The 15,174-nt window shown below is 60.4% G+C and carries 13 protein-coding genes; 4 read left to right on the plus strand and 9 right to left on the minus strand.

Annotated elements, in window-relative coordinates; all coding sequences use genetic code 11:
* Entirely contained in the window at window positions 1–786 is a 786-nt protein-coding gene (locus QRN60_RS14845; RefSeq protein WP_111792985.1) for an ABC transporter ATP-binding protein, read from the minus strand.
* Window positions 787–815: 29 nt separating this feature from the next.
* Entirely contained in the window at window positions 816–2,024 is a 1,209-nt protein-coding gene (locus QRN60_RS14850; protein ID WP_060723414.1) for an ABC transporter substrate-binding protein, read from the minus strand.
* 233 nt (window positions 2,025–2,257) lie between these two features.
* Between QRN60_RS14850 and QRN60_RS14855 the strand changes: the two genes are divergently transcribed.
* Entirely contained in the window at window positions 2,258–3,175 is a 918-nt protein-coding gene (locus QRN60_RS14855) for a LysR family transcriptional regulator (protein ID WP_031234580.1), read from the plus strand.
* Window positions 3,176–3,311: 136 nt separating this feature from the next.
* A complete protein-coding gene (locus tag QRN60_RS14860) occupies window positions 3,312–4,334 on the plus strand; it encodes an LLM class flavin-dependent oxidoreductase (RefSeq protein ID WP_003508682.1) in 1,023 nt (340 codons plus the stop codon).
* Window positions 4,335–4,521: 187 nt separating this feature from the next.
* On the opposite strand, the gene QRN60_RS14865 is transcribed toward QRN60_RS14860, so the two are convergent.
* On the minus strand, window positions 4,522–5,640 hold the full coding sequence (locus QRN60_RS14865; protein ID WP_111792984.1) for a mandelate racemase/muconate lactonizing enzyme family protein: 1,119 nt from the start codon (window positions 5,638–5,640) through the stop codon (window positions 4,522–4,524).
* A 229-nt stretch (window positions 5,641–5,869) separates the two neighbouring features.
* Between QRN60_RS14865 and QRN60_RS14870 the strand changes: the two genes are divergently transcribed.
* Both QRN60_RS14870 and QRN60_RS14875 read left to right on the plus strand, forming a co-directional pair.
* The gene (locus tag QRN60_RS14870; protein WP_111792983.1) at window positions 5,870–6,544 is read left to right on the plus strand and encodes a GntR family transcriptional regulator; all 675 of its coding nucleotides are present in this window, start codon (window positions 5,870–5,872) and stop codon (window positions 6,542–6,544) included.
* Between the two features lie 107 nt (window positions 6,545–6,651).
* Complete coding sequence (locus QRN60_RS14875; protein ID WP_129567335.1) at window positions 6,652–8,121, plus strand: mannitol dehydrogenase family protein; 1,470 nt, start codon at window positions 6,652–6,654, stop codon at window positions 8,119–8,121.
* 51 nt (window positions 8,122–8,172) lie between these two features.
* On the opposite strand, the gene QRN60_RS14880 is transcribed toward QRN60_RS14875, so the two are convergent.
* The 6 genes from QRN60_RS14880 to QRN60_RS14905 all read right to left on the minus strand — a co-directional run bounded on the left by QRN60_RS14880 (window position 8,173) and on the right by QRN60_RS14905 (window position 14,745).
* A complete protein-coding gene (locus QRN60_RS14880) occupies window positions 8,173–9,018 on the minus strand; it encodes an ATP-binding cassette domain-containing protein (RefSeq protein ID WP_003508678.1) in 846 nt (281 codons plus the stop codon).
* Window positions 9,015–9,854: an ABC transporter ATP-binding protein gene (locus QRN60_RS14885; RefSeq protein ID WP_020813549.1), complete on the minus strand. Its 840-nt coding sequence runs from the start codon at window positions 9,852–9,854 to the stop codon at window positions 9,015–9,017. The genes QRN60_RS14880 and QRN60_RS14885 overlap by 4 nt, the downstream gene beginning before the upstream one ends.
* A 3-nt stretch (window positions 9,855–9,857) precedes the next feature.
* Window positions 9,858–10,772 carry an ABC transporter permease subunit gene (locus QRN60_RS14890; RefSeq protein ID WP_003508674.1) on the minus strand — a complete coding sequence of 305 codons (915 nt, stop codon included), beginning with the start codon at window positions 10,770–10,772 and terminating at the stop codon, window positions 9,858–9,860.
* Complete coding sequence (locus tag QRN60_RS14895; protein ID WP_003508673.1) at window positions 10,769–11,776, minus strand: ABC transporter permease subunit; 1,008 nt, start codon at window positions 11,774–11,776, stop codon at window positions 10,769–10,771. Before QRN60_RS14895 ends, QRN60_RS14890 begins: the two co-directional genes overlap by 4 nt.
* A 61-nt stretch (window positions 11,777–11,837) precedes the next feature.
* Window positions 11,838–13,442 carry an ABC transporter substrate-binding protein gene (locus QRN60_RS14900; protein WP_111820664.1) on the minus strand — a complete coding sequence of 535 codons (1,605 nt, stop codon included), beginning with the start codon at window positions 13,440–13,442 and terminating at the stop codon, window positions 11,838–11,840.
* 115 nt (window positions 13,443–13,557) lie between these two features.
* Window positions 13,558–14,745 carry a M24 family metallopeptidase gene (locus tag QRN60_RS14905; RefSeq protein ID WP_129565389.1) on the minus strand — a complete coding sequence of 396 codons (1,188 nt, stop codon included), beginning with the start codon at window positions 14,743–14,745 and terminating at the stop codon, window positions 13,558–13,560.
* Window positions 14,746–15,174 lie beyond the last annotated feature (429 nt).

The following is a 15,174-nucleotide window of genomic DNA, read 5'->3' on the forward strand; positions in this document are numbered from 1 at the left end:
TCAAGCCTCCTCCGTGCCCATGTAAGCCGTGCGCACGCGCGGATCAGCGGAAACGGCGGCATAATCGCCTTCCGCCAGAATTTCCCCCCGCTGCAGCACCGTGACGTGGTGGCAGATATCGGCCACGACCTTCAGATTGTGTTCGACCATCAGCACCGCACGGGTTTTGGCCACCTCGCGGATGAGCTCGGCGACATGCGAGACATCTTCCCCGCCCATACCGGCCATCGGCTCATCAAGCAGCAGCACCTTCGGGTCGAGCGCCAGCGTGGTGGCGATTTCGAGAACGCGCTTGCGACCATAGGAAAGATCGGCCGCAAGCGCATGTTTTTCCCGCGTCAGGCCAACCGTTGCGATCAGCTCCTCGGCGCGCGCATTGAGCCTGTCGAGCGACGACAGGGGTAACCAGAATTGCGTTGAAAGGTTGTTGGGCCTTTGCAACGCCACCCGCACATTCTCCAGAACCGTTAGATGCGGAAACACCGCCGATATCTGGAAGGACCTGACGAGGCCGAGACGCGCCACCTTGTCCGGCGGCGTCCTTGTTATGTCCGTTTCCATGAAGGTGATCGCCCCGCCCGTCGGCTGGAGAAACTTGGTCAACAAATTGAAGACCGTAGTCTTGCCGGCGCCGTTCGGGCCGATCAGCGCATGCACGCGGGCGTGATGCACGTCGAGATCGACGTTTTTCACGGCTGCGAATGCACCGAAGGTCTTGGTGAGACCACGCGCCGAAAGAACGACGCGAGGTTCGGCCTGCCCGGCGGGGGCGGGAGCGATCGTCATGAAACTTTCCCCTTTATTGCGTCAGTCTTTTATTGCGTTACCAGCGGGCAACCGCTTTTTGCGGGGTCCATGAAGGCTTCCTTGCCGGGAATGGTGGCGAGCACCTTGTAATAATCCCACGGCTGCTTGCTCTCGTCCGGCTTCTTCACTTCCATGAGATACATGTCGTGGATCATGCGGCCATTGGCGGCCACATGGCCATCCTTCGAGAAGACGTCGTTGACGGGCATTTCCTTCATGGCCTTGGCGACGGCATCAGCATCGTCGGTGCCGGCCTTTTCGATGGCTTTCAGGTAATGCAGCACGGCGGAATAGGTGCCGGCATGCACCATGTTCGGCATGGCGCCGGTGCGTTCCTTGAAGCGTTCGCCGAATTTGCGCGATTCATCGTCGCGGTCCCAATAAAAGCCTTCCGTCAGCGTCAGGCCCTGGGCTGCTTCAAGACCGAGGCCGTGGACTTCGGCGAGCGTGAAGAGAAGAGCCGCAAGCCGCTGGCCGCCGGCGACGATGCCGAATTCGGCCGCCTGCTTGATGGCGTTGGAGGTATCGAGACCGGCATTGGCAAGACCGATGACCTTCGCGCCCGAGGACTGCGCCTGCAGCAGGAAGGAGGAATAATCCGTCGTGGCAAGCGGATGGCGCACGGAGCCCAGCACCTTGCCGCCATTGGCCTTGACGAAATTCGCGGTATTTTCTTCCAGCGAATAACCGAAGGCATAATCTGCGGTCAGGAAGAACCAGCTGTCGCCGCCCTGCTTCACCAGCGCGCCGCCGGTGCCGACCGCCAGCGAATAGGTGTCATAGGCCCAATGGAAACCATAGGGGCTGCACTGCTTGCCGGTCAGTTCGGTGGTTGCCGCCCCGGTGTTGACGGTGATCTTCTTCTTGTCCTTGGAGAGCGCCTGCACGGCAAGGCCGACCGACGACGAGGTCAGCTCCATGATCGAATCGACCTGTTCGGTATCGTACCATTGGCGGGCGATATTGGAGGCCACATCCGCCTTGTTCTGGTGGTCGGCGGTCACCACCTCAACCGGCGCGTTCAGCACCTTGCCGCCGAAATCCTCAACCGCCATCTTCGCGGCTTCATAAGAGTACTTGCCGCCGAAATTGGCGTAGACACCCGACTGGTCGTTCAGGATACCGATCTTGACCTTGCCGTCTGAAATCTCGGCGGCATAAGCGGCGGTGCCCGCGGCCAGTGCCATGGCCGTGGATAAAAGGATACTCTTGCGCATGACTTCTCCTCCCAGAGATGATTGCGAGCCTCAGATGGGTCTGTGCAATGGTGAACGAAACCGCGTCGGGGGTTTCCATGCCATTGCACCTGATTGGTCACACCGCCCTCCTCAAAGCGATGCATCCTGAGCCTAGACTTCTCGAATTCGGTCGTTGACACAAGAGCTGGGCATCATCAAATTGCGAACAGGAACTGTTCATTTTTGAACAGAACTCTTGATGGAAGACAAATATGGCCACCCCTTTCACCTGGGACGACCTGCAATATTTTCTGGCCGTGGCCCGCACCGGACAGCTCTCCTCGGCGGCGAGAAGCCTGCGCACCAGCCACGCCACCGTCTCCCGCCACATCGACCGGCTGGAATTCTCGCTTAAAACCAAGCTGTTCGAGAGAAACCCGCGTGGTTACGAGCTAACCACGGTCGGGCGGCGGCTGGTCGATACCGTCGAGCGCATCGAGGCGGAAGCGGAAAGATTGCAATCGGATATTTCCGAAAGCGGCAGCCTGCTGCGCGGCGTGGTGCGGCTCAGTGCGCCCGAGGGTTTTTCCAATTTTTTCTTCGTGGAAAGGCTGAAAGACTTCGCCATCACCCATCCTCACATCATGGTGGAGATGGTGACGATCCAGCAGATCATGGCGCTGTCGAGGAAGGAGGCGGATGTGGCGGTCACGCTCGACCCGCCGAAAGCCGGTCCCTACATCAACGAACAGATCATCGATTACACGCTGCATATCTATGCCTCGCGCTCTTATCTCGCCAGCCACCCGAAAATCACCCGGCGCGAGGATTTGCCCGATCATTTCTTTATCGGCTACGTGCAGGACCTGATCTTCTCACCGGGCCTCGATTATATGCGCGACGTGATGCCCGGCCTGCGTCCGGGCTTTCAGTCCTCAAGCATTTTCGCGCAGCTGACGGCAACGCTGAGCGGCAGGGGCCTGTGCATCCTGCCGAATTTCATCGCGGCACGTTTTCCAGACCTGCAGATGGTGCTTGCCGGTGAGGTGGAACTGCGGCGCGGCTACTGGCTGACCAGCCACCACGATCTCGCCAATGTGCCGCGGGTACGCTCTCTGATGGATTTCATCCTCACGACCGCACGCGCGCATGAAAATCTCTTCATCCTGGACCGCAGAACAATCGCCTGACGCGGTCATCGTTCACATTTCGGCGACACCGTGTTTACGGGTGGCCGATTGGAGGATGCGCACGGTTGCCTATATGACTGACAACAACGAAGCCGGTTTGTGACGACCGGCATCCTCCGACATCTGGAAGGTCATCATGAAAAAGATCGGATTCCTCTCCTTCGGCCACTGGACGCCCTCGCCCCAGTCGCAGACCCGCTCGGCTGCGGACACGCTGCTGCAATCGATCGACCTCGCCGTCGCGGCGGAAGAACTGGGAGCCGACGGCGCCTATTTCCGCGTGCATCATTTCGCCCGCCAGCTTGCCTCGCCCTTCCCGCTTCTGGCCGCCGTCGGCGCCCGCACGAAAAAGATCGAAATCGGCACCGGCGTCATCGACATGCGTTATGAAAACCCGTTCTACATGGCCGAGGATGCCGGTTCGGCCGACCTCATCGCCGGCGGACGCCTGCAGCTCGGCATCAGCCGCGGCTCGCCGGAACAGGTGATCGATGGCTGGCGTTATTTCGGTTACCGTCCGGCCGAAGGCCAGAGCGAAGAAGACATGGCGCGTCAGCACACCGAAGTCTTCCTCGAACTTCTGAAGGGCGAAGGTTTCGCTGAGCCGAACCCGCGTCCGATGTTCCCGAACCCGCCCGGCTTGCTGCGGCTGGAACCGCATTCCGAAGGGCTGCGCGAGCGCATCTGGTGGGGTTCGAGTTCCAATGCAACGGCGGTGTGGGCGGCAAAGCTTGGCATGAACCTGCAAAGCTCCACCTTGAAGACGGACGAAACGGGCGAGCCTTTCCATGTCCAGCAGGCGCAGCAGATCCGCACCTTCCGGGAAGCCTGGAAGGAAGCCGGACATGCCCGCGAGCCGCGTGTATCGGTCAGCCGCAGCATCTTCGCCCTCGTCAACGATCGCGACCGGTCGTATTTCGGTTACGGCAACGAAGGTGATGACAAGATCGGCTACATCGACGACAAGACACGTGCGATCTTCGGGCGCAGCTATGCCGCCGAGCCGGAGCAGCTGATTGAACAGCTGAAGGCCGACGAAGCCATCGCCGAGGCCGACACGCTGCTCCTGACCGTGCCGAACCAGCTGGGCGTCGATTACAACGCCCATGTGATCGAGACGATCCTCAAGCAGGTAGCGCCGGCACTCGGCTGGCGCTAAATTTGGAAAAATTGCATCATCCACACTCCGTCACCCCGGACTTGATCCGGGGTCCAGCGCGATCAAGTCTTTGATCGCGAAAGACTCTTTTCACGGCGCAGACGCGCCGTGGCTGGATGCCGGATCTAGTCCGGCATGACGGAGGACGGGCTTTCCCTCCCTTAAAATCCGGGCTGTATACCGCTGCTCATTTTACCGATTTGCCATAGCGGGCAAAGCTTTCAGCCAGAGGCGTGGTGCTGGCGCCGGGGTGTTCCGGGCGCTTGTAAACACCGTCACGGACATGGATCGGTTCTTCGAAATGATCTTTGATCCACGGAATATATTCGAGAATGGTCGATGCCGGGTGCCAGTAGCTCAGATGCACATGCACCTGGCTCATTTCGCCGGCATGCGGCACCACCGGCAGGCGATGGGCGAGCGCGAGATCGGCAACCTGGATATATTCGGTTATGCCGCCGAGCCGGGTCACATCCGGCTGGACATAGGCCACCGCGCCGGCATCGATGAATGAGCGGAACGCATCCACCGTGTAGAGCTGCTCCCCGAGCGCAATCGGAATGGACGTATTGCGCGCCAGCCGCGCGTGGCTCGTCACATCGTCATACCACAACGGCTCCTCGAACCAGTAGATATCCAGATCCTTCGCCGCCGCGCAGAAACGCTGGCAGGTCGGCAAATCCCATTTGCCGTTGCCGTCAATGGCGATGCGAATGGACGAACCGACACGCTTGCGGACGGCGGCAAGGCGGGCGATATCGATAGTCGGATCATCATGCCCTACCTTGATCTTCAGGCGGGTGAAGCCGTCTTCCTCCACCGCCCTCATGCTGCCCGCCAGCAAATCCTCCAGCGTGAAGGAAAGCCAGCCTATATCGGTATTGTAAGCTTCCACCGCCGCTGTGCGCGCGCCGCCGAGATATTGCCAGAGCGGCACGCCCGCCTTTTTCGCCTTCAGGTCCCAGAGCGCCACGTCGATCGCGGCCAGCGCCAGATGCGTGATGCCGGCGCGGCCAACCCATTGCAGCGAGGGATAACGGGCAAGTTTCGTCCACAGCCTTGAATGCTCCGACGCATCCTCTCCCACCAGCAAGGACGCATAACAATCGCTGATGCAGGATGTGATCAGCCTGTCCGACGGCAGATGCGCATGGGTGCCGGTGAAACCATAGCCCTCAAGGCCGTCACTGGTGGTGATCTTCGCGCCGACGACGCCCCAATGGGTGATGCTGTGGGTGGAATCGGAAATGGACTCCGAGGTCAGCGGCAGGTGCAGGATGAAAGGTTCGACGGCGGTAATTTTCATGATCGGTCAGTCCTCGATGCTGATTGCTTCCGGGGAGGAACAGACGCCACCGCCCCGCGATCAGAGATCGCGCGGATGGCTTTCGGGAATTTGCAGGCCACCCTCCTCCAGCAGCCCGCTTCCGCTGGCAGATAGAGCTAAAGGAAAATCGGCTTTTGTAAAATAAAAAATTTTTTATTTTTAATATTCAGCCATTGCCTGTCCCGCGAAGCTGGGCAATGATGCAGCCATGAACACGCTGGTCAAAATCACGCTCGCCGAACAGGCGCATCAGGAACTGCGCGCACGCATCGTCAGCGGCAGATTGCGCGGCGGCGAACGCCTGTTGCCCAATGAGCTTGCCGCCGATCTCGGCATCAGCCCCACACCGGTGAAAGAAGCCTGCCTGAAACTCGAAGCTGACGGGTTGGTGGTCAATTCCTCCCGGCGCGGCATGGTGGTGCGCGATTTCACGGTGGAGGATGTGGAAGAACTTTACGCCGCCAGAATGCTGCTCGAAAAAGGCGCGGTGGAAGTGGCTTTCGACGCCGGCCAACTGGATGGAGCGCTGCACGCGGAACTTCTGGAAAGCCTGACGAAACATCGTGAATTCGCCAAGGGCTCGACGCTGGACGAATTGTCGAAAGCGCTTTTTTACGATCGCAGCTTCCATACGACTCTTGTTTCGGCGGCGCGCATTCCCGTCATTTCCGGCTCGCATGGGCGCATTCTCGACCAGACCCACACGGTTTTCGTCTCGATCCTCGGCGATTACGCCCGCTCGGTCGAGGAACACCAGAATATCGCCGACGCCATTGCCGCCGGCAGCAAGGTCCAGATCATCGATGCCCTGTGGCGGCATCTCGAGCGCAGCCGGCAGAATACGCTGCGCCAGGTCCGGCTGCTCAAAGAGGCCGGTGTCTGATCCATTCAAAAGACAAGGGGAGGAACTGACATGCGCGAAAACCCGAGCGTCGCAATTCCATCGGCGCGAGCCGCGACCATCTCGCTCCGTACGGGGATTTCGCGTCGATGACAGACCGGCTTTCCGCTGCAACCCTGCCCCGCCTGCCGCAAACAGTAGCAACACCCGCCTATGAGCGTGAGAAGATCACGCCCGGCATCGTGCATCTCGGCGTCGGCGCCTTTCACCGGGCGCATCAGGCGGTTTTCATCGATGATTGCCTTAACCGCGGTGAGACGCAATGGGGCATCGTCGCCGCGTCGCTGCGCAGTCCGGACACACGCGACGCCATCGAACCGCAGGACAATCTCTACACCTTTTGCCTGCGTGATGGCCAAAGCGAGCGCCTGCGCATCATCGGCTCCATTCTGGAAACCATCGTTGCCCCGGAAGACCCCGAACGGCTGGTGGAGCGGATGGCCGATCCGCGCGTTCTCATCGTCACCCTGACCGTGACAGAGAAGGGCTACCTGACCAATCTCGCCTCCCGCAGCCTGCTGCGCGAACACCCTGATATCGTCCATGATCTCGAAAACCCGGACAGGCCGCGTTCCATCTTCGGCTTCATCCTTGCGGCCACGCGGCGCAGGCGCAAAGAGGGTTCTCGGCCCCTGGCGCTGCTGTCCTGCGACAACCTGCCCGCCAACGGCCATGTGTTGCAAAAGCTGCTGCTGGAATTCGCCAACCTTGCGGATAAGGAACTGGCCTCCTTCATCGAAGCCAATATTGCCTGCCCCTGCTCAATGGTGGATCGGATCGTTCCCGCCACCACGGATGCGGACCGGGATGCGATTTCGGTCGCACTCGGCTTGCGTGATGCGTGGCCGGTCGTTGCCGAACCCTATTTCCGTTTCGTCATAGAAGACCACTTTCCTCATGGAAGGCCGGCGCTCGAGAAATCAGGCGTGGAATTTGTCGGCAATGTCGAACCGTACGAACATATGAAGCTCCGAATGCTGAACGGTTCTCATAGCGCCATTGCCGCCATTGGCCAGATTGCCGGCCTTGCGACGGTGGCCGATGCCTGGGGTGAAAAGACCGTGCGCGATTTCATCGACGCCTATTGGCGCGAGGTCGGCCGGACGCTGGACCCTGTCGTCGATGGTGCGGAATTCGCAGCCGGCCTGCGGGAACGTTTCGCCAATCCCTCTCTGCAGCACAAGACCATGCAGATCGCCTCCGACGCTTCGCAGAAGGTGCCGCTGCGTATTCTTGCGCCCTTACGCGAATTGCTGGAGGAAAACGCCGGAAGCGGCGCTGTCATTTTTGCCGTGGCCCTCTGGATCAGGTCATGCGCGGACAGGAACGAAAAGGGAGAGCCGATCACGATTCTCGATCCGGCCTTCAGGGAGTGGGATGCGCCGGATCAGCTGGCAATGGCACCGGACGATGTTATCGACCGCTTTCTCGCGTTCAAACGCACGTTCGGCGATGATCTGCCCGGCAATGAAACCTTCGTCTCGAACCTGAAAGCCGCCTATCGCAACGTCAGGGAACTTGGCGCACTCGCCGCCATCGGCGTATTTTTGAAGTCCTGAAAGACGAACAGGCCGGAAATCCGGCCTGTTCTCAACTTTGGCGTCTCGCGTTTAAGCCGTCGCGGCCTGCCGTGCCGCCTTGCGGCGCTCCACGCGGGCGCGGATGGCGTCGGCATCCGTGATCGGTGTCGCGGCAAAAAGCTGGCGCGTATAGGGGTGCTTCGGGTTGGCGAAAAGTTCCTCGCGCGTGCCCTGCTCCACTGCCTCGCCCTTGGAAATGACCAGCACGTCATCGGCGATGTAGCGCACCACAGAAAGATCGTGGCTGACAAAAACATAGGTCAGTTCGAATTCTTCCTGCAGATCTCGGAGCAGGTTCAGCACCTGCGCCTGCACCGAAAGATCGAGCGCGGAGACCGGTTCATCCAGCACCAGCAGCGCCGGGTTCAGCATCAGTGCGCGCGCGATGGCGATACGCTGGCGCTGGCCGCCCGAGAACATGTGCGGATAGCGGTTGAAATGCTCAGGACCGAGGCCAACCTTCACCAGCATGGCTTCGGCGCGCTCGCGGCGCTCGGAAGCCGGCATTTTCGTGTTGATGAGCAGCGGCTCCATCAGCACATCACCCACTTTCTGGCGCGGGTTGAGGCTGCCATAGGGGTTCTGGAACACCATCTGCACCTTGGAGCGCATGACCGTATCGGGGCGGCGCTTGGCGATATCGACCGGCTTGCCTTCGATCTTGAGTTCACCGCCGGATGCCGGGTCGATCAGCGCGATGATGCGGGCAAGCGTCGACTTGCCCGAACCGGACTCACCGACGATGGCGAGCGTCTTGCCGCGCTCGACGGCAAAATCGATGCCTTTGAGGGCCTGAACCGTCTTGGCGCCGCCAAAGATGCCGCCGGGAACGTGATAATGGCGGGTAATGCCCTTGCCTTCGACAACGATACTCATTGAACGCCCTCCTTGCCGAAGAAATCGGAAACCGTGGGCAGACGGTCGCCGGTGGCATTTTCCGGCAGGGCCGAAAGCAGTGCCTTGGTATAGGGATGCTGCGGGGCCTCGAACAGGCTTAAGACATCCGCCTCCTCCATCTTGCGGCCCTTATATTGCACGACGACGCGATCCGCGGTTTCCGCCACGACGCCCATGTCGTGGGTGATGAGGATCAGCGCCATGCCATATTCCGTCTGCAGATTCATCAGGAGATCGAGGATCTGCTTCTGGATCGTCACGTCGAGCGCGGTGGTCGGCTCGTCGGCGATCAGCAGGCGCGGCTTGGAGGCGATCGCAATCGCTATCATCACGCGCTGGCACTGGCCACCCGACATCTGGTGCGGATAAGCCTTGAGCTTGGTTTCCGGCTCGGGAATACCCACGGCACGAAACAGTTCCAGAGCCCGGGCACGCGCGGCAGCGCCGCTCATGCCGAGATTGAGGCGCAGAACCTCCTCGATCTGGAAACCGACCGTAAATGACGGGTTGAGCGAGGCGACCGGCTCCTGGAAGATCATGGTGATCTCGCGGCCGATCAGCTTGCGGCGCTCCTGCGGCGACATGGCGAGCAGGTTGATGCCGTCAAAGGTCATCTCATCGGCGGTGATCGTCGCCGTATCGGGCAGAAGCCCCATGACGGCGAGCATCGAAACCGACTTGCCGGAACCGGATTCGCCGACGATCGCCAGCACTTCGTGCTTGTCGACGGAGACATCGATCCCGTCGACGGCCGTGAAGGCGCCGGTGGCGGTGGCGAATTTGACGGTGAGGTTCTTGATTTTCAGCAGGCTCATTGCTCAGCTCCGCTTCAGTTTGGGATCGAGCGCATCGCGCAGGCCGTCACCCATGAGGTTGATGGCGAGCACCGAGATCAGGATCGTCAGGCCCGGAAGGGTGACAACCCACCAGGCGCGCAGGATGAATTCACGCGCTTCCGCCAGCATCGTGCCCCATTCGGAAGCGGGCGGCTGTGCACCCATGCCGAGGAAGCCGAGGGCTGCGGCATCGAGAACCGCAGACGAGAAGGAGAGCGTTGCCTGAACGATCAGCGGCGCAAGGCAGTTCGGCAGGATGGTCTTGAACATCAGCCGTAAATTGCCGGCGCCGGCCACGCGGGCGGCGGTGACATATTCGCGCCGGAGTTCGCTCATGACGGCAGCACGCGTCAGGCGGGCGAAATGCGGCTGGTAGACGATGGCAATGGCAATCATCGCATTGGTGAGCCCCGGCCCGAGGACCGCGACCAGGACCAGCGCCAGAAGCAGTGACGGAAACGCCAGAATGACGTCCATGACGCGCATGATGACGGTATCGACCCAGCCACCGAAAAAGCCGGCGACGAGACCGATAACGATGCCGCCGACAAGGGCGATGGAGACGACAACGACGCCGATGAACAGCGAATATTGTGCGCCATAGATCAGGCGGGACAGCATGTCGCGCCCGACCGCATCGGTGCCGAAGAAGAAGCCGGCACGACCGCCTTCCTGCCAGACCGGCGGGACGAGCAGCGCATCGCGATATTGCTGGGTCGGATCATGCGGCGCGATCAGGGGCGCAAAGACCGCGATGAGGACGAGGAGAATGAAGACGGCAAGGCCGATGACGGCGCCGCGGTTCTGACGGAAGTAGAACCAGAAATCGGCGATCATCCGGCGGCGGATGGCGGCGTCCGAAAGGCGGACGCCGGGGGTGGTGATCACATCGGTCATTTGTGACGGATCCTCGGATTGATGAGGCCATAGGTCAGATCGACAAGCAGGTTGACGACCATTACCAGACCCGCGATCAGAAGCAGGCCGCTCTGCACGACCGGATAGTCGCGGCGCGAGATGGAATCGATCATCCACTTGCCGATGCCCGGCCAGGAAAAGATGGTTTCGGTCAGGATGGCGCCAGCCATCAGCACGCCGATCTGGAGGCCGATGGTGGTGATGACCGGGATCATGGCGTTGCGAAGCGCATGGACGCCGACAACGCGGGCGGGCGACATGCCCTTGGCGCGTGCGGTCCGCACATAGTCCTCGCCCATGACTTCCAGCATGGCCGAGCGCGTCTGGCGGGCAATCACCGCCAGCGGAATGGTGGCAAGCACGACCGACGGCAGGATGAGATGCGAAAAGGCCGACAGGAAGGCGCCCTTCTGCCCCGAAATCAGGCTGTCGATCAGCATGAAACCGGTAACGGAGGGGAAGAAATACATCAGCGAAATGCGGCCCGACACCGGCGTCCATTGCAGGATGCCGGAGAACATGATGATCAGCAGCAGGCCCCACCAGAAGATCGGCATGGAGAAGCCGACGAGCGCGGTGGTCATGGAAATCTGGTCGAACCAGGAACCACGACGGATGGCGGCAATGACGCCGACCGGCACGCCGATCAATGTTGCGATGATGATTGCGACGAGACCAAGCTCGACCGTCGCGGGGAAGAGCGACAGGAACTCGGTGAGAACCGGCTTCTTGGTGACCAGCGAATTGCCGAGATCGCCCTGAAGCAGCCGTCCGAGGAAATGAAGATATTGCTGCCAGACGGGCTGGCTGAAGCCGAGCTGTTCGGCAAGCTGCGCATGCCGCTCAGGCGAAATGCCACGCTCGCCCGCCATCAACAGCACGGGATCGCCCGGCAGGACGCGCACGAAGGCGAAGGCGACGAAGGTAATCCCGAGAAATGTCGGAACGAGGTAGAGGAGTTTGCCGAGAATGAACCGGATCATGGTTTTTTCCTGAAAAGACGCGCGGAAGAACAGGGTCCTTCCGCGCGTCCGTTGTTTGGGATTATTCCGCGACGTCGACGTTTTCGAAGGTGAAGTCACCAAGCGGGCTCATGGTGAAGCCGGAAACCTTGGCGGACATCGGAACGAACTGCGTGGAGTGCGCAAGCGTCGCCCACGGAGCCTGTTCCTTGAAGATCACCTGCGCCTGCTCATAAAGCTTTGTGCGCTCGGCAACGTCAGTGGTCTGCTTTGCCTTGGAAAGCAGTTCGGAGAACTCCTTGTTGCACCACTGGGCACGGTTTGCACCGCCTTCACCGGTTGCAGCGCAGGAAAGCAGAACGCCCATGAAGTTGTCAGGGTCACCATTGTCGCCGGTCCAGCCGAGGATGACGGCACCGTCGCGGTTCACTTCAGTCGACTTCTTGAGGTATTCACCCCATTCGAAGGAGACGATCTCGGCCTTGACGCCGACCTTCGCGAAATCCGACTGGATCAGCTCGGCGGTGCGGCGGGCGTTCGGCATGTAGGGACGCTGAACCGGCATCGCCCAGATCTTCATCGTCAGATCCTTGACGCCAGCGGCTTCGAGAGCCTTCTTGGCTGCTTCCGGATCGTACGGATCGTCCTTGATGCTGTCGTTGTAGGACCACATTGTCGGCGGGATCGGGTTCTTGGCAACCGTGCCGGCGCCCTGGAACACGGCGTCGATGATCGCCTGCTTGTTCATCGCCATGTTCAGCGCCTTGCGGACTTCCGGCTTGTCGAAAGGCGCAACGGTCGTGTTGTAGGCGAAATAGGCGACGTTCAGACCGGGCTGCTCGTCGAGCTTGAGGTTCTTGTCGGCGCGGATGGTGGCCAGATCAGCCGGAGCCGGATAAGGCATCAGGTGGCATTCGCCGGCCTTCAGCTTCTGCAGGCGAACGGCGGCGTCAGGCGTGATCGCGAAGATCAGATCGTCGATCTTCGGAGCTTCGCCCCAGTAGTCGGCGTTCTTCTGGTAGCGGATGACCGCGTCCTTCTGATAGGCGACGAACTTGAACGGACCGGTGCCGATCGGCAGGTTGTTGAAGTCTTCCTTGGTGCCGGCCTTATCAAGCGTATCGGCATATTCCTTCGACACGATCGAAGCGAAAGGCATCGCGATATTGGCGAGGAAAGGCGCTTCCGGACGGGTCAGCACGAACTTGACGGTGTAATCGTCAACCTTGACGATTTCCTTGATCAGCGACGGCATTTCCATGGAGTTGTAATATTCGTAGGTGATGCCTGCGATATACTGGTTCCACGGGTTCTTCGCGTCGCCCTGGCGGTTGTAGCTGAAGATCACGTCGTCGGCGTTGAAATCGCGGCTCGGCGTGAACTTCTCGTTGGAGTGCCACTTCACACCCTTGCGCAGGTGGAACGTGTATTCGAGGCCATCGCTCGAAACATCCCATTTTTCAGCGAGACCGGGCTCAACTTCGGTCGTGCCCTTCTTGAACTCGGTCAGACGGTTGTAGACCGGATGCGCGGAAGCGTCGAAGGTGCCACCTGCGGTGTAGGGCGACGGATCGAAGCCTTCCGGCGATGCCTCGGAGCAATAAACGAAGGTCTTCGCCATGGCTGGCATGGCGGAAGCCATCGCAAGCGCAGAGGCGATAAGCAAACTGCGGGTCAGCGTTTTCATCTGGTGGTCCTTTCCCTCTTTTTCTGAGTTCCTGCGGCCCCTGGGGGCCTACCTCTTCTGGTCAGCGGCGACGCGGAGACCCGTGTCGCCGTTCGGTCTTTTGCCTCCCGACCAATTACCCGGCGACCGGCTGAAACAGCCGGTCGAGGTTCGTCTCCGGTGGACAGAACCAGCGCGGCCCCGCCTCCGTCATATAAGCAATATCCTCGAGACGGACGCCGCATTCGCCATAAACGCACAGCATCGGCTCGATGGAAAAACACATGCCCGGCTCAAGCGCCGTGGCATTTCCTGCAACGATATAGGGTTCTTCGTGAATATCCAGCCCAAGCCCGTGACCGGTGCGGTGCGGCAGGCCGGGAACCTGATAGTCCGGGCCAAAACCAGCCGCCTTGAGGCTTTCGCGCGCGGCCTTGTCGACATCCTGGCAGGCAGCGCCGAGGCTCGCAGCCGCAAAAGCCGCAGCCTGCGCGTCGCGTTCGGCGTTCCAGAGAAAGCGCTGACGCTCGGTCGGCTCACCGAAAACATAGGTGCGGGTGATATCGGAACGATAGCCATGAAGAATGCCGCCGAGATCGACCAGCACCATGTCACCTTCGTTCAGCGTCTGCGCATAGGGCACGCCATGCGGATAGGCCGTCGCCTCGCCGAACTGCACCGCCACGAAAAGCGGCTTCAGGCCCAGCGCAATATGGGCGGCGTTGACGAAATCGGCCACTTCGGTGGTGGAAATGCCGGGACGCAGGCCTTCGAACACGGCTTTCTGCACACCGTAGCTGGCGTCCATCGCGGTCTGGATGAGAGCGATTTCGGCCGCGGATTTGACCTGCCGCTGGGCAACGATCATCAGCTGGGCGGAAATGATCCGTCCTTCGAGACGCTGCATCAGGGCCGATGCGAAAACAAAGGGTGTTGCGGGATCGATGGCGACAAAATGACCGGGACAGGAAAGTGCGCCAATGCGTCCTGCCATCAGGTCGAAGGGACTTTCATCCTCTTCCCAGACGGCGACCTCACCCGGAATGCGGATGAGCGTCTGAAGCTTAGGCTCCTCGAAGGTCGGGCTGACATAGACCGGCGCACCCTCGGCAGGAACGAGAGCGCCATGAATGCGCTCGGAAAGGCCAAGCGACAGACCGGTATAATAGGTCAGCGACGATGATGCATCGAGCCAGACCGCCTTCACATTTTGCTGGATCATCCGCGCTTGCAGGCCACGTAGCCGCAATCTGAACTCGTCTTCAGCGATCGATGAAACCGCGATCGGCTGAAACCGCTTCAGCGCCTCTTGAAAGTCTGCCATTCTCTCCCCGCCGCTTTCGGGCCGCAGACACAAGCGTGCCGGCAACCTCCCAAGCGTTCTTTTGCTCATGCTTAAACACAGGGCGGGGGCTAGGCAATGGCCCGGCGGGGCGCGCCACCACAAAACTGTGCAAATTCATCTAGACATAACGAAAATGTGATCAACACACGCCCGATTTAAGCCCTCATTGCCTTGACGCAAAAAATCAAAATCCCCCCGGAAATCCAAGGGGAGTTTGCGGCCAGCCTTCAACACGGAGCGGGCACGCCAAAGGACGACGGCGAGAGGCAGTAAAGGAAAAGACGCCCAGAAAAGGAAAAAGCCTGCCGCGGGAGGAGGTGCGGCAGGCTTCAAACTTGATCGGTGATTGGGAGGAGGAGTACCACCGATCCACATCGAGCGACACTGGGAGGAGGAGTGCGTCGCTTC

Origin of the sequence: Agrobacterium sp. CFBP2214 (genome assembly GCF_030209895.1) — a bacterium.
Lineage (GTDB): Bacteria > Pseudomonadota > Alphaproteobacteria > Rhizobiales > Rhizobiaceae > Agrobacterium > Agrobacterium radiobacter.

What these genes read in the sequence shown, in the direction of transcription:
- QRN60_RS14900 (WP_111820664.1), bottom strand. Translation starts at nt 13,442, where the DNA reads ATGAAAACGCTGACCCGCAGTTTGCTTATCGCCTCTGCGCTTGCGATG.
- QRN60_RS14895 (WP_003508673.1), bottom strand. Translation starts at nt 11,776, where the DNA reads ATGATCCGGTTCATTCTCGGCAAACTCCTCTACCTCGTTCCGACATTT.
- QRN60_RS14870 (WP_111792983.1), top strand. Translation starts at nt 5,870, where the DNA reads ATGAACACGCTGGTCAAAATCACGCTCGCCGAACAGGCGCATCAGGAA.
- QRN60_RS14860 (WP_003508682.1), top strand. Translation starts at nt 3,312, where the DNA reads ATGAAAAAGATCGGATTCCTCTCCTTCGGCCACTGGACGCCCTCGCCC.
- QRN60_RS14855 (WP_031234580.1), top strand. Translation starts at nt 2,258, where the DNA reads ATGGCCACCCCTTTCACCTGGGACGACCTGCAATATTTTCTGGCCGTG.
- QRN60_RS14880 (WP_003508678.1), bottom strand. Translation starts at nt 9,018, where the DNA reads ATGAGTATCGTTGTCGAAGGCAAGGGCATTACCCGCCATTATCACGTT.
- QRN60_RS14865 (WP_111792984.1), bottom strand. Translation starts at nt 5,640, where the DNA reads ATGAAAATTACCGCCGTCGAACCTTTCATCCTGCACCTGCCGCTGACC.
- QRN60_RS14885 (WP_020813549.1), bottom strand. Translation starts at nt 9,854, where the DNA reads ATGAGCCTGCTGAAAATCAAGAACCTCACCGTCAAATTCGCCACCGCC.
- QRN60_RS14875 (WP_129567335.1), top strand. Translation starts at nt 6,652, where the DNA reads ATGACAGACCGGCTTTCCGCTGCAACCCTGCCCCGCCTGCCGCAAACA.
- QRN60_RS14850 (WP_060723414.1), bottom strand. Translation starts at nt 2,024, where the DNA reads ATGCGCAAGAGTATCCTTTTATCCACGGCCATGGCACTGGCCGCGGGC.
- QRN60_RS14890 (WP_003508674.1), bottom strand. Translation starts at nt 10,772, where the DNA reads ATGACCGATGTGATCACCACCCCCGGCGTCCGCCTTTCGGACGCCGCC.
- QRN60_RS14845 (WP_111792985.1), bottom strand. Translation starts at nt 786, where the DNA reads ATGACGATCGCTCCCGCCCCCGCCGGGCAGGCCGAACCTCGCGTCGTT.
- QRN60_RS14905 (WP_129565389.1), bottom strand. Translation starts at nt 14,745, where the DNA reads ATGGCAGACTTTCAAGAGGCGCTGAAGCGGTTTCAGCCGATCGCGGTT.